The following is a 23,180-nucleotide window of genomic DNA, read 5'->3' as shown; positions in this document are numbered from 1 at the left end:
TTTAATTCTAAGCTAAAAAGAACATATATGGAAGAAAAATAATTAAAACAAAGAGAAGTTGCGCATGATGCCAAAATGGATGTAGAAAATTTAAGAAAAAACATAAAAGGCTCTCAGGAAATGAAAATAAGCACTTTATTTAAAATTGCTCAATCCTTAAAAATAAATCCAAGCGATTTAATTAAAGATTTATAATTTATTTTTTATATTAAAAAAAGCAATGTCGCCACGCTGTGGCTTTTATAGATGTACAATAATAAAATCCTATAAATATATCGTCCCGCTGGGACTTAATTGCTTCATAAAATAAAGCCTGCAAATTTCTACTTTACAAACTGTTTCTATAAATTGCAAAATTCAAGCTCCAGCGGAGCGCAATATTTATAGCAAAATATACAACACCAAAATTTTAAAGCTCCAGCGGAGCGACATAAATTATGCTTTTATGTAGGGCGAAATGTCGCCACTCTGTGGCTTTTATAAATGCGCAATAATAAAATTCTATAAATATATCGTCCCGCTGGGACTTAATTGTTCAGCTATTTACAATCTTCCTTTTTCTAAAAATAATACACTAAACATTCAGCAAACATCATGAAAAAAATATACTTCAGTTTTTTATTCCTTACTGTTCTTCCTTTTTTTGGCTTTTGCCAACAAGAACAAATTAAATCTTCGAAAATAAGCGAATTAATAATCACGCCGCAGGAAGACGGAAAAATAGAAGATGGAAAGTATAAATGCAATTTGTTCGACTGGCAAATCGAAATTCCTTCTGACTTTACATTAACGTCAAAAGAAAGAACAAAAGAGCTGGAAGACAAAGGTTATCAAGCCATGAAAGAAAACAGTTCTGAAGGAAAAAACATCAGCCGAGACGTGGTTACTTTGGTTAGTTTTGAAAAAGATAAATACAATATTTTCAGTGCTTCGTATGAGACATTAGCCGGCAAAAAGAAAATGACGTTTGAAGAATACAAAGTTTTCGTTTCTAAACTCCTCGAGGAAACATACAATGGCAAGGGAATAAAGTTTGATATGGCAAAAAGCGATGTAAAACTTGGTAAATACGATTTCTACAAAATCCTGATTCATTTGTATCATCCTAAAACAGAACAACTTATTTTTACGCAAGAGTTTTACAGTTCTTACATAAACAATTGTGTTTACACAGCCAATATAAGTTATCAAAATGAAAATTTAGGATATTTATTGGGCTACAATTTTTTCAAATCGTTTAAATAAACTGTTCTTCATAACTTCCTGAATTTAAAAACTGCTTCATGAGCCACAATATTATTTTATAAAAAAATACGGCTTTACGTAAGGTTTTTCATTGCAAACGAATTACTTTTAAAAAAACTTTTTAACTCGTTTTTAAAACTTCCAAAACCAATGAAACTAATACTTAGCATCTTACTTTTTATTTTCAACTCGATTTTATTCGCACAATCCAATCAATTTGCAGGCGATTATACGCGTTCACTTTCGGATGAAGGGAAACAACATATAATTGAATACAAACTGAGCTTAAATCCCGATGGAACTTTTGAGTTTCATTCCTATTCCAAAATAAAAGGCGCAGCTTCGCCGGAATCTAACAAATACGGAAAAGGAAAATGGAGCGCAAAAGACAATATGGTTACCTTTTCTAGCAATAAAAAAGAAGATCTTGACGAAAAATACACTTTAGATTTCAATACTTCGAAAGCGAGATTTGTAACCAAAAATCCTAGAGATAAAACAGACCAAATTGTTAAAACAAAACTTCAATTTTTAGATTCGCAAATTCCGTGGATGAAAAGAATCGATATTTTTAAGATATAACAACATACAAGAGCAAATGCTTATCAAGAAAGCTGCAGGAAATTATTTTCTGCAGCTTTTTTTTAGTTTATTAACAAAAAAAATCAATCTTTGCGAATGAGATTGTAAATTCATAAAAAATCAAGTTCTAGCAAGTAACTTTCTAACACCTATTTTAATTATGGAAACAAATTTTGAAGCAGGAATAAATATCGCAATTAAAATTCCGAAGCAAAAATACGATCAAACTGTAGCTTTTTATCGCGACATTTTAAAACTAGAAGTAAAAGAAGTGGCTATAACAAATCCGACCGTTTCAAAAACACATTCGGTTAAATTTGGTCATAATGTCATTTGGCTGGATTGTGTAGATAATTACACCCATTCTGAAACTTGGCTTCAATTAACGGTTCCCGATGTCGAAAAAGCGACAGATTATTTAAAACAAAACGGCGTAGAAACCTGCGACGAAATTGAGGAAATTCCAAAAAACATGCATTGGATTATGGATCCTGCAGGGACAGTTTTTAATTTACAAAAAACTCCAAATCGCGAATAAATAAAAAAGTAATTTTAAATACACCACAACTACTACTAAAAGCAAACGCTAAAAAAAATCTAATCTATAAACCACGAAAAAAAAGAATCTATTAACATGACAAAATCTGATACCGAAATTTTAAAGACTAAACAACATTTTGAAATCCTAGACGGCTTAAGAGGAATCGCCGCTTTGGCAATCGTAGTTTTTCATTTTATGGAAATCGTTTATCCTCCCAACGAAAATTTTATCGCGCACGGTTTTTTGGCCGTTGACTTTTTCTTTTGTCTCTCAGGATTTGTTATTGCCTACGCTTATCACGATCGTATTGACAAAATGGGAATAAAGGAGTTTTTTAAATCAAGGTTAATACGATTACATCCGTTAGTTGTTTTTGGTGCTGTATTGGGTTTTCTTGCCTTTCTTTTTGATCCTTTCAGCGGTCATTCGGCAACTTATGATACTGGCAAGTTAATTTTGTTGTTTATTACTTCGATGCTTCTAATTCCTTTTCCTGTAATGCCAGATCGTTATTTCAATATATTTGGTTTAAATGCGCCGGCGTGGTCTTTATTTTGGGAATATATTGCTAATATTCTTTACGCGCTTTTCCTTCATAAATTAAGCCGTAAATGGCTTTTTTTACTAACGCTTTTGGCTGCCGCAGGAATTTGTTTTGTAAGTCATCGCGCGGGAGGTTCGTTGATGGGCGGATGGAGCGGAGAAACTTTTTGGGATGGATGCGCTCGTATTTCGTTTTCTTTTTTAGCAGGAATGCTCATTTACCGTTCAAACTGGATTATTAAATCAAAACTTGGATTTATTGGGTTATCTGTATTATTGCTGTTAACATTTGTAATGCCGTTTTCTGGTTGGAACTGGCTTACAGAACCATTAGTAGTTTTACTGTATTTCCCTTTATTGATTGCATTGGGCGCTGGAGCTTCATTAACAGAAGGTTTTAGAAAAATTTGCGTTTTCTTCGGAAAAATATCTTATCCTTTATACATCACTCATTATGCTGTAATGTGGATTTTTGCAGGTTATTACACCAAATACAAACCCGCAGTTGGCGAGCTGACTTTGATTATAATTGCAGGAACAGCACTTTTGCTTGGTTTCGCTTATTTGACAATGGTTTTGTATGATACTCCAATTAGAAAATATCTTACTGATAGAAGAAAGAAAGTTTAATTTTAAAGAAACTTGTATGATCCACTTTCTATAAATCGTTATGAATTTCTTTGCTTAAAACATGAAAGTACATTCAAAATTTAGACCCTTATATTTAATTAGAAAAAACAGCCTTTTTCTCTTTACTTGTTTTTGTTTTTTAATTTTCTATGATAAAGTCGTTAGTGGAGTTTATGAAACAATTATATTATTTTTTCTATTTTTCACTGTTAGTATCTTTTTTCAAGTTATTAATCTTCGAACAATTAATGAAATTATTGTTTCAGAAGAAGGTATAACAAAAATAAATTTTGTCTCAAAAAAAGAGACTTTTATTCCTTATTCATTAGTAGCAAATCTAGATACTATAAGGGTTCAAGGAATGTCTGGAAAAGCAGGTCAAATAACTTCAGGTTATTTTGAAAGCATAGTGATTCTCAAAGACGGAAAAAAAATATTAATCAGCCCAGATTCTTTTGAGAATTACCAAGAAATCATTGCTTCTATTAGATCTCATGTACTGAATTAATTATTCAAAGAAAGATCTACTAAACAGTAATTTCTACATCAATTTTAATCTCATAAAAACACGTTTTAATTATTTATTTTTATACATAACTTACTATGTGAAAGAAATATTTTTCTCTTTCACCTTCTTTTTTACACCTAAAATCTATGTTTCTATGTGTTAAAAAACAACTATAAACAACAGCTAAGTTAAGTAGTTTTGTATTTTCGTGATAAAACACTTATTTCGTATGAGTAACGACTTCTATTATAATTTTCTTTTGCCAGAAAAGCCGCTTGCTGACTTTGTAGAAAACATTGGTATGTTCTGCAATCCGTCAGATAAAGCAAAAGAAGTCGTTTTAATGCCAGACGGAAGAGTCGATTTGTTTTTTCTGCAATCCGATCAAGCGCCTTTTCAGATTGTATTAATTGGCTTAGAAACAATACCCGAAGAAAGAGTTATTCCGCCACACACAATTGCGTTTAAAGTGAGTTTTAAACCGCTTGGTGTAGAGTATCTTTTGCAGACTTCGATTGCCGATATTCTAAACAGTGCAAAAAATATGCCCACAGATTTCTGGAATATTACTCCTGATGATTTGAAAGATTTTGAAGCTTTTCAGCAAAAAATAACTGTACAGTTAAAGAACCTTTTACCAAAAACAATAGACGAAAGAAAACGTCTAATTTTTGAACTTATATACGCTGCAAATGGTGAAATAAAAGTGAAAGAACTTTCGGAAAAAATAGCTTGGAACAGCCGAGAAATTAACCGCTATTTTAATAAGCAATTTGGACTTTCTTTGAACGCTTTTTGCAAAATTCTACGTTTCAAAGCTTCTTTACAGCATATTGCAAAAGGCAGACTATTTCCCGAATTAAACTTTACCGATCAAACTCATTTTATCAAAGAAATTAAAAAATTCTCGGGCGTTGTTCCCAGCGAATTATTAAAAAATAAAGATGACCGATTTATACTATTATCTGTCTTGAAACAACAATAATTTTGCCTCGTATTACTAAAACTATACGAGATGTTACTACAAAATAAACAAGTTGCCATTATTGGCGGCGGTCCCGGAGGACTGACATTGGCAAGACTTTTACAACTGCAAAACGTGAATGTAAAGGTTTATGAAAGAGATTTGAATAAAAATGCAAGAGTACAAGGTTCGCTGCTCGATTTACATAATGATTCTGGACTTGCTGCAATCCGAAAGGCTGATTTGTTTGAAGAATTTAAAACCAATTTTCTTCCTGGTGCCGATAAAACTCTTATCGTAAATGAGCAGGCTGCTATATTTTTTAGTGACCATGATACCAATCGTGAGGAAGATTTTGACAATGAATATTTTCGTCCTGAAATTGATCGCGGTACTTTACGAAAAATATTGCTAGAATCTTTACAACCCGAAACGGTAATTTGGAACAGTCATTTTGATTCGATGGAAAAACAGAATAACGGTTGGCTGCTCCATTTTAAAAATGGTTCGTCTGCTTACGCAGATGTTGTTATAGGTTCTGATGGAGCAAACTCTAAAATACGTCCTTATATTACAAATATCAAAGCCATTTACTCGGGCATAACCATGCTTGAAGGCAATGTTTATGATTCTCAAAAAGCAGTTCCTAACATTGATTCATTATGCAAAGGCGGTAAAATTATGGCTTTTGGGAATAACAAAAATATATTACTTGGACAAAAAGGCGGCGGAGATCTTGGTTTTTATGCCAGCTTTAGAGCAAATGAAAACTGGACTGCTGACAGTGGTTTAGATTATTCGGATAAAACACAAATACTAAATTGGTTCAAAAATGAATATCCAGAATGGAGTACGATTTGGTACGAATTATTCGAAAATGTCACAACGCCATTTATTTCAAGACCAATTTATTGTATGCCTTTAAATCAAACTTGGGAAGCTTTGCCAAATGCCACAATTATAGGTGATGCTGCTCATGTAATGCCACCATTTGCAGGCGAAGGCGCCAATATGGCGATGCTTGATGCTTTGGAATTAAGTGAATCTTTAACTTCTAATAAATACAATACCTTGCAAGAAGCCATTTCGTTTTATGAATTGAATATGCGTGAAAGAGCTTCTAAAGCGGCACAGGAATCTCTTGAAAATGGCGATAAAATGCATTCGGAAAATGCCTTGAAAATGATGTTGAATTTTTTCTCTGAGGAACTAAGAGTCTAAGATGCTAAGGTTCTGAGAGGCTGAGATTCTAAGGTATTGAGGTTAAAACAATAAACTTTCCAATATCAACGGGAAATTTAACTGCAAAGTCACCTCGTTTTAAAGTTAACCAATAAAAAAGCTTGGTGTCTTTACGCCTTTGTGGCAAAAAATTTCAATACCAATTTCTAAATTCTTAATTTGCGCCTTCAAATAAGAAGGAGAAAAATGAAGGTCTGTATTGCTGAGAAACCAAGTGTAGCACGTGAAATCGCATCCGTTTTGGGTGCCAATACCAAACACGACGGGTATTACGAAGGCAATGGTTATGCTGTGACCTATACTTTTGGACATTTATGCACCTTAAAAGAACCTAACGATTATAAACCGCACTGGAAAAGCTGGGATTTGAACAATCTGCCAATGCTTCCTGAGAAATTTGAAACCAAAGTAGTTCAGAATTCAGGAATCCAAAAGCAGTTTAAAATTATAAAAAGCCTTTTTGACAAAGCCGAATTGGTTATAAACTGCGGGGATGCCGGGCAAGAAGGAGAATTAATTCAGCGCTGGGTAATGAACGAAGCAAATTATAAAGGCGAAATACAACGTCTATGGATTTCATCTCTTACTACCGAAGCGATAAAAGAGGGTTTTGACAACTTAAAACCTTCTGAAAACTACGATAATTTATTCTACGCTGGATTTTCAAGAGCAATTGGCGATTGGCTGCTTGGTATGAATGCCACTCGTTTGTATACTGTAAAACATGGCGGTTACAAACAAGTTTTGTCTATTGGACGCGTGCAAACGCCAACATTAGCAATGGTTGTAGATCGATTTAAAGAAATCGAAAACTTTAAACCTCAGCCATATTGGGAATTACAGACTCTATATAGAGAAACGCTTTTTAGTTATGAAGAAGGTCGTTTTCTGAAAAAAGAAGATGGTGAAATTCTAGCCGAGAAAGTCAAAGAAAGTGATTTCGAAATTGTTTCTGTTGACAAAAAGAACGGAAACGAATATGCACCAAAACTTTTTGATTTGACTGGTTTACAAGTTTATTGCAATCAAAAGTTTGGATTTTCGGCAGAAGAAACGCTTAAAATTGCGCAGTCTTTATACGAACAAAAAGCCATTACATATCCAAGAGTTGATACGACTTTTCTGCCTGGAGATATTTATCCGAAAGTAACTGGGATTTTGCAAAAATTAACGCATTACGCAGAACTGACACAACCGCTTTTAGGCAAAAAAATAAAGAAATCGCCTAAGGTTTTCAACGATAAAAAAGTAACAGATCACCACGCTATTATTCCAACTGGAATAGAAATTAATTTGCAATACAATCAGCAGCAAGTTTATGATATTATTACAAAGCGTTTTATTGCCGTTTTCTATGATGATTGTTTAGTTGCAAATACTACAGTTATTGGAAAAGCTGCTGATGTAACTTTTAAAGCAACAGGGAAAGAAATCTTAAAAAAAGGATTTCGAGTTGTTTTTGAAGATCCAAATGCAAAAGAAAAAGAAGCCGATTTACTGCCAAGTTTTGTTGTGGGCGAAAAAGGTCCGCACGAACCTTCGTTTCTGCAAAAAGAAACCAAACCGCCCAATCATTTTACCGAAGCTACTTTACTGCGCGCCATGGAAACAGCAGGAAAACAAGTTGACGATGAAGATTTGCGCGAATTGATGAAAGAAAACGGTATTGGTCGTCCGTCAACACGAGCGAATATTATCGAAACGCTTTTTAAACGTCAATATATTGTTCGAAATAAAAAACAAGTTTTACCAACTATAACAGGAATTCAGTTGATTGATACAATTCAGAATGAACTGATAAAATCGGCAGAACTTACTGGTTCTTGGGAAAAACAGTTGAAAGACATTGAAAAAGGCAGTTTTACTGCCGCAGCTTTTATAAAAAACATGAAACGCATGGTTGAAGCTTTAGTCTATGAAGTACGAAGCGAAACCAAACATGCCAATATTTCGCATGCTGCAACAATCCAGAAACCTGTTGTTAAAGCAGAAAAAAAGAAAGCCGCTGGTATTTTGTCTGAAACCTGTCCGAAATGTAAAAAAGGAAATTTTATCAAAGGAAAATCAGCTTTTGGATGCAGCGAGTATAAATCTGGCTGCGATTTTGTCCTGCCTAATGTTTTTGCAGATAAAAAAATTACCGAAAGTCAATACTTAAGACTGCTTCAAAAAGGTTCAACCGTAAATATAAAAGGCTTTAAGACAGATTCTGGAACTGTTGAAGGTTTGATTCGTTTTGAAGAAAATTTCAAACTAAAACTAGAACCTAAGAAAACTCAAGCTAAACAGACAACAAATGAATCATCTGATTCTTTAACCTGTCCGAAATGTAAAAAAGGAACAATCTTAAAGGGAAAAACGGCTTACGGCTGCGCTGAATATAAATCGGGTTGTGATTTTAAAGTGACTTTTGATGAAGTTCGCGCCAAACTAAAAGATCAAAAACCTACTAAAGAATTGGTTTATTCTATTTTACAGGAAAGCGTTTAGTTTTTTTAGCCACTGATTAAAAGGATTTGAATGATTCTTTACTTTGTGTGTATGTTGCCACGAATTTTCACGAATTGATTTTTACGCAGATTTAAAAAGATTTAAGCAGATAATCGAAGATTATTTAACACAGAATCAAAAATAAATCTGCATGAAACAAAATCATTTTAATCCTTTTAATCGGTGGCAAAACATTTCCAATTTTTTAAAAATTAATTCGTGAAAATTCGTGTAATTCGTGGCATCAATTTTTTTCATACTTTAGTGCAATCAAAACTCATAAATATGTTTCAGAAAATTACTCTTTTAGCACTTGTTATAACAGCTGTTTCTTGTCAAAAAAAGGAATCTGTAGAAAAAGATAAAATCAAAATTGCCGACTGGCTTATTGGCAACTGGGAAAACAAATCGACTGACGGTGTTCTTACTGAAAACTGGCAAAAATTAAACGATAGTACTTTCAGCGCTTCCTCTTATTTTATAAAAGGTAAAGACACTATCCATTTTGAATCTATTATTTTGGCACAACTTGGAGAAACTTTAACGTATAAAGCAACTGTAAAAGGGCAAAATGATGACAAACCAGTTTCTTTTGCATCAACTTTAGAGTCTGACAAACAATTGGTTTTTGAAAACGCTAAACACGATTATCCTCAAAAAATCACTTATACAAAAGGTGCAGACAATACTTTAACTGCTGAAATTTCTGGAAACTTGAATGGAAAACCAAGTTCAGAGAAGTTTGTTATGACGAAGAAATAAGTTCTATGTGAATCGAAGATTTGATTTACAACTTTATGATACTCAACAAAAACCTAACAGGTTTTGAAAGCCTGTTAGGTTTAGCCAAAAACAAATAAATTTTGGCTAAAGCCTCTACTCTAAATTTTACTATTTACATCCAGCTAAAGCTGGACGCTATTCATTTTTATAGAATCTAAAAAAAATAAAAAACTTAGTGCCTTTGCATCAAAAAACCTCAGTCTCTTACCGACTTAGAATCTCAGTACCTTCAAAAAACCTACTCGTTCTCCCCTATCTTATTGACCATAAAAATCATAAGTATTCCTAAAAGTGCCATTACTAAAAAGGCCCATTTCATACTTAGATATTCGGAGATAAAACCAACCATTGGCGGCACTAATAAAAATCCGAGATAACCAATTGTAGATATTGATGTTAAAGCTGAACCGCTGCTTAATGTTGATGATCTTCCGGCAATACTAAACACAAGCGGAACTACACAGGACACTCCAAAACCAATTAAAACATAACCAAAAATAGTTGGATAAGCGTACGGCAGAATAAAGCAGATTCCAAATCCTACTGTGATTAAAACGCCGCTGTAAAACAGAATTCGTTTGGTACCAAATTTCATTACACCATAATCACCAAACAAGCGTCCTAAAGTTACGGCTGTTGCAAAAAAGACAAATGCTGCACTGGTTAACTTTGGCGAAGCTTTTAGTATATTTTCGAAATAAATTCCGCTCCAATCGTACATTGTATTTTCGCAGGCCATTGAAACAAAGCAAATCAAGGCAAATTTTACCAGATTTTTTTCGGGCATCGAAAAGAACTTCTTTTTTACTGGAACGGGTTCATTATGAATACTCATTGGATAAAAACAAGCTGTCAGCGCCATCATAAAAACGCTTACTCCTAACAAGTGATGCGATGGCGCAATTTGCTGCGTTACCATAACATAACCTAAACCTGCACCTGTAAAAACGGCAATACTCCAAACGGCATGAAAACGAGTTATGATCGATTTGGGATATAATTTTTGAACCTCTAAAGATTGTGCATTTATGGATAAATTAAAAATATTACGTGAAGCTCCAAAAATTAAAAGTACAAAAACCAGCTGCCAGACAAACGCAACCAATCCTGGAAGTGATAATACAATATTGAACATGATAGCTCCCAAAAGCATAATGTATCGACTGCTGTATTTATTGAGCAATCTTCCTGTAAAAGGCATTGTCAGCATTAATCCAATTGGAAATGCGAACAAAACTGCTCCAAATTCGGCTTCAGATAAATGTAATTGTGCTTGTATATGCGGAATTCTAGAAACCCAAGAAGAATATCCAAAACCTGAAAGGAAAAAAAATACGGTATTGGCGATACGATATCCTCTAGGTGTATTTTGAATTTTTTTAAAGAATGGTAAAATCATGAAGGCTTTTTTCAGATCGCAAAATTAGGGCTTTTTAAAAGGAACTGCGACCCTTTTTGCTTTTTCTATTTACAAAATACCAATTCAACTGTTTTACCTTCAAAAATATAACAGCAACTTTTCATTTTAATAATAAATAATGACTTTAAATACATAAAAAACAAAAAATGCTTAAATGCGTTTCATTTACAAACACCAAGTAAAATCAAGGTTTTAACAAGCCAAATAAGAATTAGCTTTAAAGATTTTTACTTTTATTTTTAATTGTTCTAAATAAACTTTAAGTTTGTACCATTATCATACTTAATAAATTAATCTTGATCATATGAAATCAAATACTTTAAAAACAATAACATTTTTATTTTTAGCATTTTTTGCTGCGCCTCAACTTTTTGCTCACGCTCTTTGGATTGAAACTAAAGCTGCTGGAACAAAAGGCAAAGCGCAAGAAATCTCGGTTTACTTTGGAGAATTTTCAGATAATGAGATTACAAAAGCGGACAAATGGTTTTCTGATTTAAAAGATTTTAGCTTAATATTGGTTTCTCCTTCAAAAAAAGAAACAAAACTTACTGCAAAAGCTTTAGACAATAAATATCAAGCTTTTTTTACTCCTGATGAAGACGGAGTTTACACGGTTGTAATGCATCATAAGGTAAAAGATGTTTACGGAACTATGGTTCTTGATTACAACTCAAGCGCAACTGTTGTTGTTGGAAATAAAACTGCAGGAAATTCTGCTTCTGCCAACAAAAATGTAATCAGCGTATTTAGTGAAAATGCCGACAGTACAAAAAAAGATGCAAAAATAAATGGTGTGGCTTTATATGATGGTACAGTTGCAAAGGAGCAAAAAATAAAAGTTATCGCTCCAAATGGCTGGGAAAAAGAATTATGGACAAATGACAAAGGCGAGTTTTCGTTTACGCCAATCTGGTCTGGAAATTATATGGTAGAATTTGCTTATACTGAAAAAGCTGCTGGTGAACACAATGGCAAAAAATACGATGAAATCTGGAAAATGGCTACTTACTTAATCACGGTTAAATAATTTTCAATCTTTTTTTAGATCAAATCACGAAGTTTATCTTCATGAAACCTTGTTCTTTTGAGCAAGGTTTTTTTTAGTGTTGAACCGTCAACATTAAAATAACATTAGAACAACCTTATAATAAAATTAAATCAACATTAAAACTTCTTAAGACAATCTTAAGATAAAACTAAGAATATTTTAAGCGATAAAACACCTCTAAAAATTTTGTTAAAGACTTTATGCGGTGTTATATTTGCAAAAAATTATTTTTATTAAATCTAAATAAGTAAAATGAAATATAACTTACTACTCGCTTTATCCTTGATTAGTTTAGCGTCTTATAGTCAAGATTATTCAAGTGCCGACAATACCACAACTCTTAATGATACGGTAAAAAATAAAAAAGGAGAAATTCTTAATGAAGTTTTAATAACAACAAATAAGCCTAAAAAACCTATTGAAGCTGCACGTTCTGGTATTAAGGTTATGGACTTGCCTCAAAGTGTTCAAATTATCGGCAGCGATATAATTGCACAACAGCAAGCAATTAGATTGAGTGAAGTTGTTAAAAACATGAACGGTGTTTACGTAGGTTCTGCTCGTGGTGGTGCTCAAGAATCATTCTTTTCAAGAGGTTACGACATGGGTGCAAACAATATGTTTAAAAACGGATTCCGTTTTAGCAGCGGATCTATGCCTGAAGTTTCTTCATTAGAAAAAGTAGAATTTTTAAAAGGTAGTGCTGCTTTATTATACGGAAACGTTGCTCCAGGTGGGATTTTAAACATGGTAACTAAAACTCCTCAATTTACTAAAGGCGGAGAGGTTTCTATGCAAATTGGAAGTTTCTCTTACTATAAGCCTTCTATTGATATTTACGGCCCTTTAAATAGTTATATTGCTTACCGTTTTACTGGTTCTTACGAAAACTCAGAGAGTTTTAGAGATGTTGTAAAAAATGAGCGTTACTACTTAAATCCTTCATTTTTATTTAAGTTGAGCGATAAAACTCAAATTACACTTCAAGGTGATTATTTAAGCTACGACTGGACTCCAGATTTTGGAACAGGAATAATTGGAAAAGAAATTGCTGATGTACCAAGAAACAAATATTTAGGAGCACTTTGGTCTTATGGAAAGACAAATCAAGCAAGTGTTTCGGCTTTAGTTAATCATAATTTTAATGACAACTGGAAACTTAATTTCAATACGTCATTCCAAAATTACAAAAGAACTTCTAAAGGAACTGAGCGTGTATCTATCGACACAACAATTCCAAATTATGTAAATGGTGATTATATTCGCCCATTAGGACAAAATCAAAACTTTGAGCAAATCATTGGTGAGCAATTAAGCTTACAAGGGATTTTTCATACTGGAAAAGTTAAACACCAAATTTTTACAGGTGTTGATTTAGAAAACTCATTCACTCAAGCTTATACTTATGCTTTTGACGAAAAAGCAGTAAAAGATGCTAAAGGAAAATACATTGTTAATGCATACGACCGTGTAAACATTTACGATCTTATTTATGACGGACAGCGTATGGATATTCCAAATGCAAATGCTACAAGACTTGTAAATACGGATTCAAACCGTTTTGGAATTTATGCTCAAGATTTAATTTCTATTTCAGAGCAATTTAAAGTTTTAGCAGGATTACGTTGGTCATGGCAAGAAACTCAAGCTGAAACAACTGATTACACTAAAGCTACAATAACTAAAGGACAAAAATTGACAGATGCTGCTTTTTCTCCTAAAGTTGGTTTAGTTTATCAGCCTACAAAAAACACTTCATTATTTGCAAGTTATGCAAACTCATTTACTCCAAATACAGGAACAACTGTTGATGGTGAAGCTATCAAACCATCTATCATTGACCAATATGAGGTGGGTATTAAAAAAGATTTCTGGAGAGGTTTATTAAGTACAAACGTTACACTTTATCAAATCACAAACAGTAATTTAGCTCAAACTGCTGAATTTAAAGCTGACGGAACTCCTAATACAGATACAAACGTAAAAGTATTAAGCGGTGAAACTAAAAGTAAAGGTATTGAAATCGACGTTACTGCAAGACCAGTTGATGGTTTAAATATTATTGCTGGTTACAGCTACAATGATATGCGTTACAGCAAAACTTCAGGTTTAAACGGTAGTTTTATCGAAGGTGATCGTTTGGCTAGAACTCCTGCAAATACTGCAAACTTAAGTTTCTTTTACACACTTCAAGATGGTTTATTAAAAGGTGTTTCTTTTGGAGCAATCGGAAATTACATTGGTAAAAGAATTGGAGGATGGAATAATTTAGTTGTAATTGATCCTAAAACTGGAGTACAAACTATAAACGACAGAGAAATTCCTCTAGAAGGTTACACTACAATTGATGTATCTGCTGGATATACTTGGAGAAAAATCTCAATTTTATGTAAATTATCAAACATAACAAATGAGTTGAATTATACAGTTCACGAAAACTATAGTGTGAATCCAATCGCACCTCGTCAAATTATGACAAGTTTGCGTTACAAATTCTAAAAATTTGAATTAGATTATAATGAACCAAAGCTTTTTCTGCCTTTTCATTTTTTGAAAAACAGAAAGAGTTTTGGTTTTTTAATACACGAACCTTATCTGCAACTAGATAAGGTTTTTTATTTCTATAAATAAGGAAACGTTCTAATTGTATTACTTTTGCTCAGCAGATACCTCTTATTCCACAAAACAAAAAATCCAAATATGTCAGATTTCAAAAAAAATCAATTGCAAAAGAGTTTAGGTCTAAGTTTTAATATTGCGGTATTAATTGGAGGCACGATTGGAGTTGGTATTTTACGAACACCTGGAACTATTGCCGAAATGCTTAGTAATTACTGGCTTATAATTGCTTCATGGCTTTTTGGAGGTTTATATGTTTTACTGGGCGCCAATTCGTATGCAGAGCTTGCAACTATGTTACCAAAAGCAGGCGGTTCTTATAATTATATTAAAAGAGCTTTTGGAGAATATGCAGGTTTTTTGTCTGGATGGTTCGATTATATTACAAATGTTATTCCACCCGCTTTTTATTGCATTGTAATCAGCGAATATATTATTATTCTATTTCCTTCGCTTGCAAACTACGCTGCAGTAATGGCAATTTCCTTACTACTTGCTTTTGTACTAATACATTTAAGCGGTGTAAAAAACGGAAGTGTTATTCAGCAGATTACAAGCTTACTTAAAGTGATCTGTTTTGTTGCTTTAGTAGTGGCCTGTTTTATGTATTCTGGTATTGAAACTGCACCGATAAAAACGGATAGTTCTTTTTTTCAAATTGGTTTAATTTTCGGTTTTTTCAAATCCTTGCAACTTATCATTGGCACTTATAATGGCTGGAACAGCGTTTGTTTTTTTGCTGAAGAAAACGATGATCCAAGCAAAAATATTCCTAGATCATTGTACAGCGGTGTTTTGTTAGTTATGTCAATTTATGTTTTAGTAAATGCAGCTTTTTTTCATGTTCTGCCAATTGAAACTTTAGCCAAATCAAATCTCGCTGCTGCCGATGTTGCTAAAATTCTTTTTGGAGAAAATGGCGCTGTAATCGTTACGGTGATTTCTATTTTTTCTCTAATCAGCATCTTAAATGCTTTTATGATGATTCCGCCAAGGATTCTTTACGGATTAAGTCGTGATGGATTTTTTATTGAAAAAGGAACGCAGGTAAACAAAGGCGGAACTCCTATTGTTGCGCTTTTAGTTTCATCACTTTTCAGTTTATTTTTAATATGCATAGGCTCATTTGAAGTGTTGTTTTCTTTTGCCGCTTTTATCTCGATTATTGTTTGGGGATTGGCTTATTTTTCTCTTTTAAAATTAAGAACAAAAGAACCTGATCTGCCAAGACCTTACCGCTCTTTTTGGTATCCTTGGACAACGATAATTGCGATTGTATTTTCTATCGCATTACTTGCAGGTTTTATTTACAGCGATCCTAAAAGCTTTATTATAATTGTTGGTATTACGGTCGTTTCTTATCCTTTGTTTCTAGTTTTGACAAGAAATAAAAAATAAACAAAACACCCGAAATAGAACTCGCAAGATAAGCTTCATCAAATAAAACGTCATTTTTTCATTTTACTTTTTAATTACATTTGTCAGATTTACAGTTGTTTTTATTCACTTGAAATAATTAATATCTAATTTTCTTAAAACAAATTCTAAATGAATAAACTAAAACCTCTAATTGGATTATTATTATTAATCGTCACTTCTTGTTCAGAAAATGAAATAAAAGAACCAATAGATCCAAAAGAACCGGTAAAAGAAAATACGAAGCTTCTAGTCAAATCAATTCTGGAGATAAACCCTTCAAGTGGTCAAGTAATAACATTTACTTATAATGGTTTTAAAATCAAAGAAGCGACAACAGTTGGTACTAATGTTGGTCTTTTAAAAATAACCTATAGCTATACAGGAGATTTAATCACCCAGCAAGATGGTTACATAAATGATCAACTATATGTTAGCACAGAATACACTTATGAGAATAACAAGCTAAAAACTGCTATTTTCAAAAACACAAATAGCGGGACTATTTTCCCCGCAATGAACCAAACTAAGTACGTATATAATTACATCTCCGAAAATCTTGCAGACATTTATATTTATACTTATTTTAATAATGATTGGGTACTAAGTGACTCTACTTCTAAAGTAAAAATATATTTCGATAACGGTAACATTTTAAAAAGAGAAAAATTCAACTCACAAGGTTCACTTACGTCAACTTACAATTACGAGTATGACACAAAACCATCTATATATAAAAACATTACAGGATTCGATAAATTGTATTTTACAGATTCATTTGAAAATGTTTTTAATAGACATTTTGATATTAAAGACATTAGCAATTCTAATAATATAACTTTTTCTAGTGAAAAAATAAATGGAATTTTTACCGAAGCTAACCGTTATAGTTATGATCTCAATACAGACGGCTATCCTAAAGAAAAACGTTACCATTATAACCGCAGCAACGAAATTCTCTATCTCATTGAAAAAAATTATACTTATTATTAATATAAAATAAGAAATCCCAATCCTGAAAAACTTCAGTATTGGGATTTTTTTTATAAAGGAGATTTCTTTTTATTTCAAACCAGCCAAACTCTGCTCGATTGTCGCAATTTTTGCTAAAGCATCGGCTTGTTTTTGTTTCTCTATGTTTAGGACTTTTTCTGGAGCTCCGTTTACAAATTTTTCATTAGAAAGTTTTGCTTCTACAGATTTCAAAAATCCTTTTGTATAATTCAACTCTTCTGTCAGTTTTGCAATTTCTGCTTCAACATCAATATTTCCTGTAATCGGAATGAAATATTCATTTGATTTTACACGGAAAGATAATGCGCCGTCTACTTTTTCAGAAACATATTCGAAAACAGAAACGTTTCCTAATTTCGTTACAACTGAATCAAAGTAAATAGAAACATTTTCACTATTTATTCCTTTTAATTCGATTGCATCTTTAAACGGAATATTTTTGTCTTTACGAATAGTTCTAATTCCAGAAATTACTTCAATTGAATTTTCAAAATCAGCAATTAATTTAGCGTCAAAAGGCTTTAATTCTGGCCAAGTTGAAACGATTAAGGCTTCTTCCGGAGTTCTTTCGGCAATTAACTGCCAAATTTCTTCCGTTAAGAAAGGCATAAATGGGTGAAGTAATTTCAAATTACTTTCTAACATTTCGATTGCTTTATCAAATGTTGTTTTATCAATTGGCTGTTGGTATGCAGGTTTGATCATTTCTAAGAACCAAGAACAGAAATCATCCCAAACCAATTTGTAAATGGCCATCAATGAATCTGAAATTCTGTATTTCTCAAAATTATCTTCAATGTCAACTAAAGTTTGCTGCAATTTTGCTTCGTACCATTCGATTGCCACTTTTGAAGATTCTGGCTGAGCGATAGTTTCTGAAACTTCCCAACCTTTAATCAATTTGAAAGCATTCCAAATCTTATTAGAGAAACCTTTTCCTTGATTACACAATTCTTCGTCAAACATAATATCGTTTCCTGCAGAAGCACTTAAAAGCAATCCTACACGAACACCATCTGCACCAAATTTATCGATCAAATCTAAAGGATCAGGAGAATTCCCTAATGATTTAGACATTTTACGACGTTGTTTATCACGAACTAAACCTGTTAAATATACGTTTGTAAATGGTTTTTCACCTGCGTATTCGTAACCTGCAATGATCATTCTAGCAACCCAGAAAAATAAAATATCCGGACCTGTAACCAAGTCATTTGTTGGATAATAATATTTATAATCTGCACTTTCAGGATCCATGATTCCGCCAAAAACTGACATCGGCCATAACCAAGATGAAAACCAAGTATCTAATGCATCAACATCTTGCTTTAAATCTTTTGTTTCAAGTTTCAGGTTTGAAGTTTTTTGCTGTGCTAAAACTAATGCGTCTTCAATATTTTCAGCAACTACGAAATCTTCTTTTCCGTCTCCATAATAGTAAGCCGGAATTTGTTGTCCCCACCATAATTGGCGAGAAATATTCCAATCGCGAATATTGTTTAACCAGTGTGCATACGTATTCTCAAAACGTTTTGGATGTAATTTAATATCACCGTCAACTAAAACAGATTTAATTGCAGGTTTTACTAGATCTTCCATTTTCAAAAACCATTGATCAGATAATCTTGGCTCGATTACGGCTTTGGTTCTTTCAGAAGTTCCTACTTTGTTCAAGTGGATTTCGGTCTTCGCCAAAGCTCCAATTTCTTCTAATTCTTTTGCAATTTCGGTACGAACCACAAAACGGTCTTTTCCTTGATAATGCAATCCAAAACTATTTAATGTAGCATCTTCATTAAAAATATCAACGATTTCAAGATTGTGTTTTTCTCCTAACGTTTTATCGTTCATATCGTGAGCAGGAGTCACTTTTAAACATCCTGTTCCAAATTCAACATCAACATATTCGTCTTCGATAATTGGAATAACGCGACCACAAATTGGCACTATAGCTTTCTTCCCTTTTAAATGTGCAAAACGCTCATCGTTTGGATTGATACAAATTGCAGTATCTCCAAAAATAGTTTCAGGACGCGTTGTTGCAATAGTTAAGAAATCTTCTGAACCTTCAATTTTATATTTTAAGAAAAATAATTTTCCTTGTTGTTCTTCGTAAATAACTTCTTCGTCAGATAAAGTTGTTTTAGCTTCTGGATCCCAGTTTACCATTCGGTATCCTCTGTAGATTAATCCTTTGTTGTATAAATCTACAAACGATTTAATTACAGATGCAGACATATCTGGATCCATAGTAAATTTAGTACGTTCCCAATCGCATGAAGCACCTAATTTTTTAAGCTGCTCAAGGATTGTTCCTCCATATTTATCTGTCCATTCCCAAGCATGTTTTAGGAATTCTTCACGAGTTAAATCATTTTTATTGATTCCTTCTGCTTTTAATTTTGCTACAACTTTTGCTTCTGTAGCAATCGATGCGTGATCCGTTCCCGGAACCCAGCAGGCGTTGAAACCTTTTAAACGTGCTCTACGAATTAAAACATCCTGAATAGTATTATTCAGCATATGTCCCATATGCAAGACACCAGTGACGTTTGGAGGCGGGATTACAATAGTATACGGCGTTCTATGATCTGGTTCTGAATGAAAATAATTGTTTTTCATCCAATACTCATACCATTTGTTCTCAATCGTCTTAGCGTCAAATTGTGCTGGAATTGTCATTTAAATAGGTTGTTTAATCGTTAATTTGTTTAACTGTTGAATCGTTTAATTGTTTAACTGTTTTATTTTGCAGCCCGTATTTTCAGAGCATAAATCGATTAAACGAATTAACGTTTAAAACAATTAAACAAAAAATGGTTCAATTTTTGTAATTATAACTGACAGCAAAAGTAAATAATTAAAGACACTATAAAAAGCGAATTATTAATTTGTGTGTTAATTAAAAGAATGTATATTTACTTACAATTAAAAATAATTTCAAAATGAAAAATGTTGCCTCTTTTATTGCAGTCGTATTGTTTAGCGCAATAGGCTACGCACAAAATGGCCCAAAGATTGAATTTGCAGCCTCAGACAATACGATTGATTATGGAAAAATTTCAAAAAGTGATAATGGAGTACGCTCCTTTGAATTCACTAATACCGGCGATGCACCGCTTTTAATTATTGGCGCAGAATCGACAGTTAGTTCTATCGTTGTTACTAAACCTGCCGCAGCAGTAATGCCGGGAAAAAAAGGAAAAATCGATGTTAAATACAACATGGTTTCTGGTCCTATTCGTAAAACAATTACGGTTGAAACTAATGCAGTAAATTATCCTGACGGCCGAGTTGCCCTTAAAATTAAAGGAGAAGTTTTATAAAAAAAATAAAAACTAAAAATAGTAAAAGCCGTTTCTTTAATTAGAAACGGCTTTTTTTATGATGAAGTAAAGTCTCCCTCGTCAAAATGACAAGCTTGTGACTACTTTTCTGTTTTCTCAGCGCATTCTGCGATTTCGAATTTATATTTTACTTTTTCAAAATCAATAGGTTTGTCTTTTACTATATAAGTTACTCCCATTGTAGTCTGCATGGTTCCGTTTCCTAAAATAAGCTGTTTGTCACGTTTTAAAAGCGCCATTGGGTTTTTGAATGTAGTATTTTTATTAACGTTATCTCTAAAAGTATAATCTACGAATAATGTATCGCCATGAAATTCACCAGCAACTTCTCCTGTTCTTACTGTCGAAGGCGCAACTTTCATGATCATATCACCTGATAATCTACCATTTTTTAAAGTATTCAATTTTAAATCTATTGTATCTTTCTCGTATATCGCTTTATAGCATTCGGTACTTACAATTTTTTCTCCCTCGGCTTTTGCTGCTTCGGCTTCTTTTCGTTTTTCTTCATTTTTACAGCTTTGAAATCCAATACAGATTACAAGCAGACAAGGCAAAACTAGATTTTTCATATTTAATATTTGATCAAGGTTATTGTATAAAATTAATAAAAAAGAAATCAACTGAAAGAATTTTATATAATTTTCGAATCTATAAATTCTTAATTACAAATTCAGACCTTCTGTTCAATTCATGCTCTTCTTCTGTACAGGCTTCATCTGTTTTACATTTTACAATTGGAACGGATTCGCCATATCCTTTTGCCTGAATTCTTTTTGAATTGATTCCTGATTCGATTATAAATTCTCTAGTCGAATTGGCTCTTTTTTGAGATAAATCTTCATTATATTTCAAATTACCTCGTGAGTCAGTGTGTGAACCAATTTCAACAACCATGTCTGGATATTTCCTCATTAATTCTACTACTCTGCTCAAAACTACTTTAGATTCTTTTCGGATATACCATAAATCGTAATCAAAATAAATAGGATCTGTTTTAATGACTAATCTGTCTTTATTATCTTTTACAACATCTTTTTCCTGTTCTAAAATTTGTTTTACTTTTTCATTCTTTTTCACTTCCGCGGCAACAATTGCTGCTTCTTTTGCTTTTTTCTCCCTTTGTTTCAATTCGATTGCGGCAAGTGCTGTTTTTTTCTTATTATCTTCTTCTATAATAAGTTCTTGTTTTCTTTTATTTTCTGCAATCTGCTTTTCTTCTTGTTTAATAACTTCTAAAGATTTTAGAGCCAAAGAAGCATCATTTATCTTATCTCTTGTTTTATCTAATGTCAATATTTTAGACGCATTGGTATAATTTTCTTTAAAAGCACTAATTTTATACGAAGCTTCACAATGAACTGTAAAACTAAACTTTCCGTCGGCTGAAGTTGTAACTGTATTCAGGTTTTTATTTTCTGAATCTTGTAAAATTATGGTTGCGTTTTCTAATGCTAATTTTGTATCGACATCTGTAATAGTACCAGCAATCAATTGTTTGCAATCTTCTACAATTAAATCTTTAATTTCTTTGAACCAATAAATATCATCGCTTCCTTTCCCTCCTTCTCTATTTGAGGCAAAATATCCTTCTTTATTGGTATCTATATTAAAAGCAAAATCATCAAGATTTGAATTTAACGGTAATCCAATGTTAACTGGTTTTGAATATTCATTGCCATTAATATCTGTTACAAAAACATCCAGAGATCCGTAACCTAAATGCCCATCTGAAGAAAAATAAAGTTTATTATCTGCTGATGCAAAAGGAAATTGTTCTCTTTTAGCGGTATTAATTACTGGCCCAAGATTCTTTGGAGTATCAAATGCGCCTTTATTTACATTTACGGAATAAATATCAAAAGATCCTAAAGCTCCGGGCATATCAGAAGCAAAGTATAATACTTTTTCATCAGCGCTTAAAGCTGGATGTTCTACTGAATAATTTGGACTATTGAATGGAAGCGATGTAATGTTTGTCCATTTTCCGTCGACTAATTCTGCTTTAAAAATCTGAAGATTTGAAATTTTATTTTCGTCTTTCTTTTTCTTTCTGTTTTTAGAATTATTGCGGGTAAAATAAATGGTTTTGCCATCTTTTGTAAAAACGGCATTAGATTCATGCATTCCTGTTCGTAATTCGTCAGCAAAATAATGCGTCAGAGAATCTGCTGAATTGCTGTTTTTCAAAGGAATTGTAACCAAATTTAAATAGGTTTCATTATCCCATTTGTATTTTTTATCAAATAAACCAGGTTTTAATTTAACGCCAGCAAATACTAAATTCTCACCATATTTTACAGCTCCAAATTCGGAATTTGGGGTATTTAGGGCTAGATTTTTAATTTCAAATCGTTTGCCTATTGCTGTAACATTCTCGAGTGTTTTCAGCTCTTTTTCGAAAACAGCAAGATCTTCTATATTCGTTGATTTTGAATAATATTCCTTTAAGAAAGTATTTGCTTCATCATAATTATTGGTTGCTTTTAATGTTTGTGCATATCTAAAATAGTATTCTCGATCTAAGCCGTTATTATAGTTTTTGATCAATAAACGATAATAGCGTTGTGCTTTTACTAAGTCATTAGTATAAAAATAAGAATCGGCTAAGTTTTTAATAACCTCTTGCGATGGTTTTTCTTCTGCTAATTTTTCATATAAAACAATCGATTCGCTGTAATACGTTTTGTCAAAAAAGCGCTTTGCTCTGCTTAATTCTAGGTCTTGGGCATTTATAAACTGTATTGAAAATACGAATATAATAACGAGTAATTTTTTCATATTT

The 23,180-nt window shown here is 32.6% G+C and carries 18 protein-coding genes and 1 pseudogene; 15 read left to right on the top strand and 4 right to left on the bottom strand.

The annotated features are described in order from the left end of the window. Positions 1-57: 57 nt before the first annotated feature. The 10 genes and pseudogenes from NLG42_RS24490 to NLG42_RS11910 all read left to right on the top strand — a co-directional run. Positions 58-195 (top strand): annotated as a pseudogene (locus NLG42_RS24490) (helix-turn-helix domain-containing protein); the annotation flags it as partial. Between the two features lie 399 nt (positions 196-594). Beyond that, positions 595-1,245 carry a hypothetical protein gene (locus NLG42_RS11950; RefSeq protein WP_089059774.1) on the top strand — a complete coding sequence of 217 codons (651 nt, stop codon included), beginning with the start codon at positions 595-597 and terminating at the stop codon, positions 1,243-1,245. A gap of 150 nt (positions 1,246-1,395) precedes the next feature. Beyond that, positions 1,396-1,827: a hypothetical protein gene (locus NLG42_RS11945; protein ID WP_089059775.1), complete on the top strand. Its 432-nt coding sequence runs from the start codon at positions 1,396-1,398 to the stop codon at positions 1,825-1,827. A 160-nt stretch (positions 1,828-1,987) separates the two neighbouring features. Then, a complete protein-coding gene (locus NLG42_RS11940) occupies positions 1,988-2,365 on the top strand; it encodes a VOC family protein (RefSeq protein ID WP_257683919.1) in 378 nt (125 codons plus the stop codon). Between the two features lie 96 nt (positions 2,366-2,461). Then, positions 2,462-3,541 (top strand): acyltransferase family protein, encoded by a 1,080-nt coding sequence (locus tag NLG42_RS11935; protein ID WP_257683918.1) that lies wholly within the window; start codon positions 2,462-2,464, stop codon positions 3,539-3,541. 61 nt (positions 3,542-3,602) lie between these two features. Then, positions 3,603-4,049: a hypothetical protein gene (locus NLG42_RS11930; protein ID WP_257683917.1), complete on the top strand. Its 447-nt coding sequence runs from the start codon at positions 3,603-3,605 to the stop codon at positions 4,047-4,049. A 229-nt stretch (positions 4,050-4,278) separates the two neighbouring features. Further along, positions 4,279-5,034 (top strand): helix-turn-helix domain-containing protein, encoded by a 756-nt coding sequence (locus NLG42_RS11925; protein ID WP_257683916.1) that lies wholly within the window; start codon positions 4,279-4,281, stop codon positions 5,032-5,034. Positions 5,035-5,064: 30 nt separating this feature from the next. After that, positions 5,065-6,234 (top strand): FAD-dependent oxidoreductase, encoded by a 1,170-nt coding sequence (locus tag NLG42_RS11920; RefSeq protein WP_257683915.1) that lies wholly within the window; start codon positions 5,065-5,067, stop codon positions 6,232-6,234. Between the two features lie 207 nt (positions 6,235-6,441). After that, positions 6,442-8,745, top strand: a complete 2,304-nt coding sequence (locus NLG42_RS11915; RefSeq protein ID WP_089059781.1) for a type IA DNA topoisomerase — start codon at positions 6,442-6,444, stop codon at positions 8,743-8,745. A gap of 285 nt (positions 8,746-9,030) precedes the next feature. Continuing rightward, the gene (locus NLG42_RS11910) at positions 9,031-9,507 is read left to right on the top strand and encodes a DUF6265 family protein (RefSeq protein WP_089055217.1); all 477 of its coding nucleotides are present in this window, start codon (positions 9,031-9,033) and stop codon (positions 9,505-9,507) included. Positions 9,508-9,766: 259 nt separating this feature from the next. Here NLG42_RS11910 and NLG42_RS11905 read toward each other — a convergent pair whose 3' ends face one another. Next, entirely contained in the window at positions 9,767-10,927 is a 1,161-nt protein-coding gene (locus NLG42_RS11905) for an MFS transporter (RefSeq protein WP_089059784.1), read from the bottom strand. Between the two features lie 325 nt (positions 10,928-11,252). Here NLG42_RS11905 and NLG42_RS11900 point away from each other — a divergent pair, with 325 nt between their 5' ends. The 4 genes from NLG42_RS11900 (at position 11,253) to NLG42_RS11885 (ending at position 17,027) form a co-directional block, all read left to right on the top strand. Then, complete coding sequence (locus tag NLG42_RS11900; protein WP_257683914.1) at positions 11,253-11,978, top strand: DUF4198 domain-containing protein; 726 nt, start codon at positions 11,253-11,255, stop codon at positions 11,976-11,978. A 273-nt stretch (positions 11,979-12,251) separates the two neighbouring features. After that, on the top strand, positions 12,252-14,498 hold the full coding sequence (locus tag NLG42_RS11895; RefSeq protein WP_099719884.1) for a TonB-dependent siderophore receptor: 2,247 nt from the start codon (positions 12,252-12,254) through the stop codon (positions 14,496-14,498). 201 nt (positions 14,499-14,699) lie between these two features. Continuing rightward, positions 14,700-16,016 carry an APC family permease gene (locus NLG42_RS11890; RefSeq protein WP_257683913.1) on the top strand — a complete coding sequence of 439 codons (1,317 nt, stop codon included), beginning with the start codon at positions 14,700-14,702 and terminating at the stop codon, positions 16,014-16,016. 150 nt (positions 16,017-16,166) lie between these two features. Next, positions 16,167-17,027 carry a hypothetical protein gene (locus NLG42_RS11885; protein ID WP_257683912.1) on the top strand — a complete coding sequence of 287 codons (861 nt, stop codon included), beginning with the start codon at positions 16,167-16,169 and terminating at the stop codon, positions 17,025-17,027. Between the two features lie 69 nt (positions 17,028-17,096). Here the strand turns inward: NLG42_RS11885 and NLG42_RS11880 are convergent, their stop codons facing one another. Further along, a complete protein-coding gene (locus NLG42_RS11880) occupies positions 17,097-19,730 on the bottom strand; it encodes a valine--tRNA ligase (RefSeq protein ID WP_257683911.1) in 2,634 nt (877 codons plus the stop codon). A 263-nt stretch (positions 19,731-19,993) separates the two neighbouring features. On the opposite strand from NLG42_RS11880, the gene NLG42_RS11875 reads away from it, so the two are divergent. Continuing rightward, on the top strand, positions 19,994-20,374 hold the full coding sequence (locus NLG42_RS11875; RefSeq protein WP_089059823.1) for a DUF1573 domain-containing protein: 381 nt from the start codon (positions 19,994-19,996) through the stop codon (positions 20,372-20,374). Between the two features lie 101 nt (positions 20,375-20,475). On the opposite strand, the gene NLG42_RS11870 is transcribed toward NLG42_RS11875, so the two are convergent. Together NLG42_RS11870 and NLG42_RS11865 are read right to left on the bottom strand one after the other, a co-directional pair. Next, positions 20,476-20,967, bottom strand: a complete 492-nt coding sequence (locus NLG42_RS11870) for a hypothetical protein (protein ID WP_089059822.1) — start codon at positions 20,965-20,967, stop codon at positions 20,476-20,478. Between the two features lie 79 nt (positions 20,968-21,046). Then, the gene (locus NLG42_RS11865) at positions 21,047-23,176 is read right to left on the bottom strand and encodes an OmpA family protein (protein WP_257683910.1); all 2,130 of its coding nucleotides are present in this window, start codon (positions 23,174-23,176) and stop codon (positions 21,047-21,049) included. Between the last annotated feature and the right edge of the window lie 4 nt (positions 23,177-23,180).

This window comes from Flavobacterium plurextorum (assembly GCF_024638035.1).
GTDB lineage: Bacteria > Bacteroidota > Bacteroidia > Flavobacteriales > Flavobacteriaceae > Flavobacterium > Flavobacterium plurextorum.
Note: the sequence above shows the minus strand (reverse complement) of the source record. Positions and strands in the feature narration are given on the sequence as shown.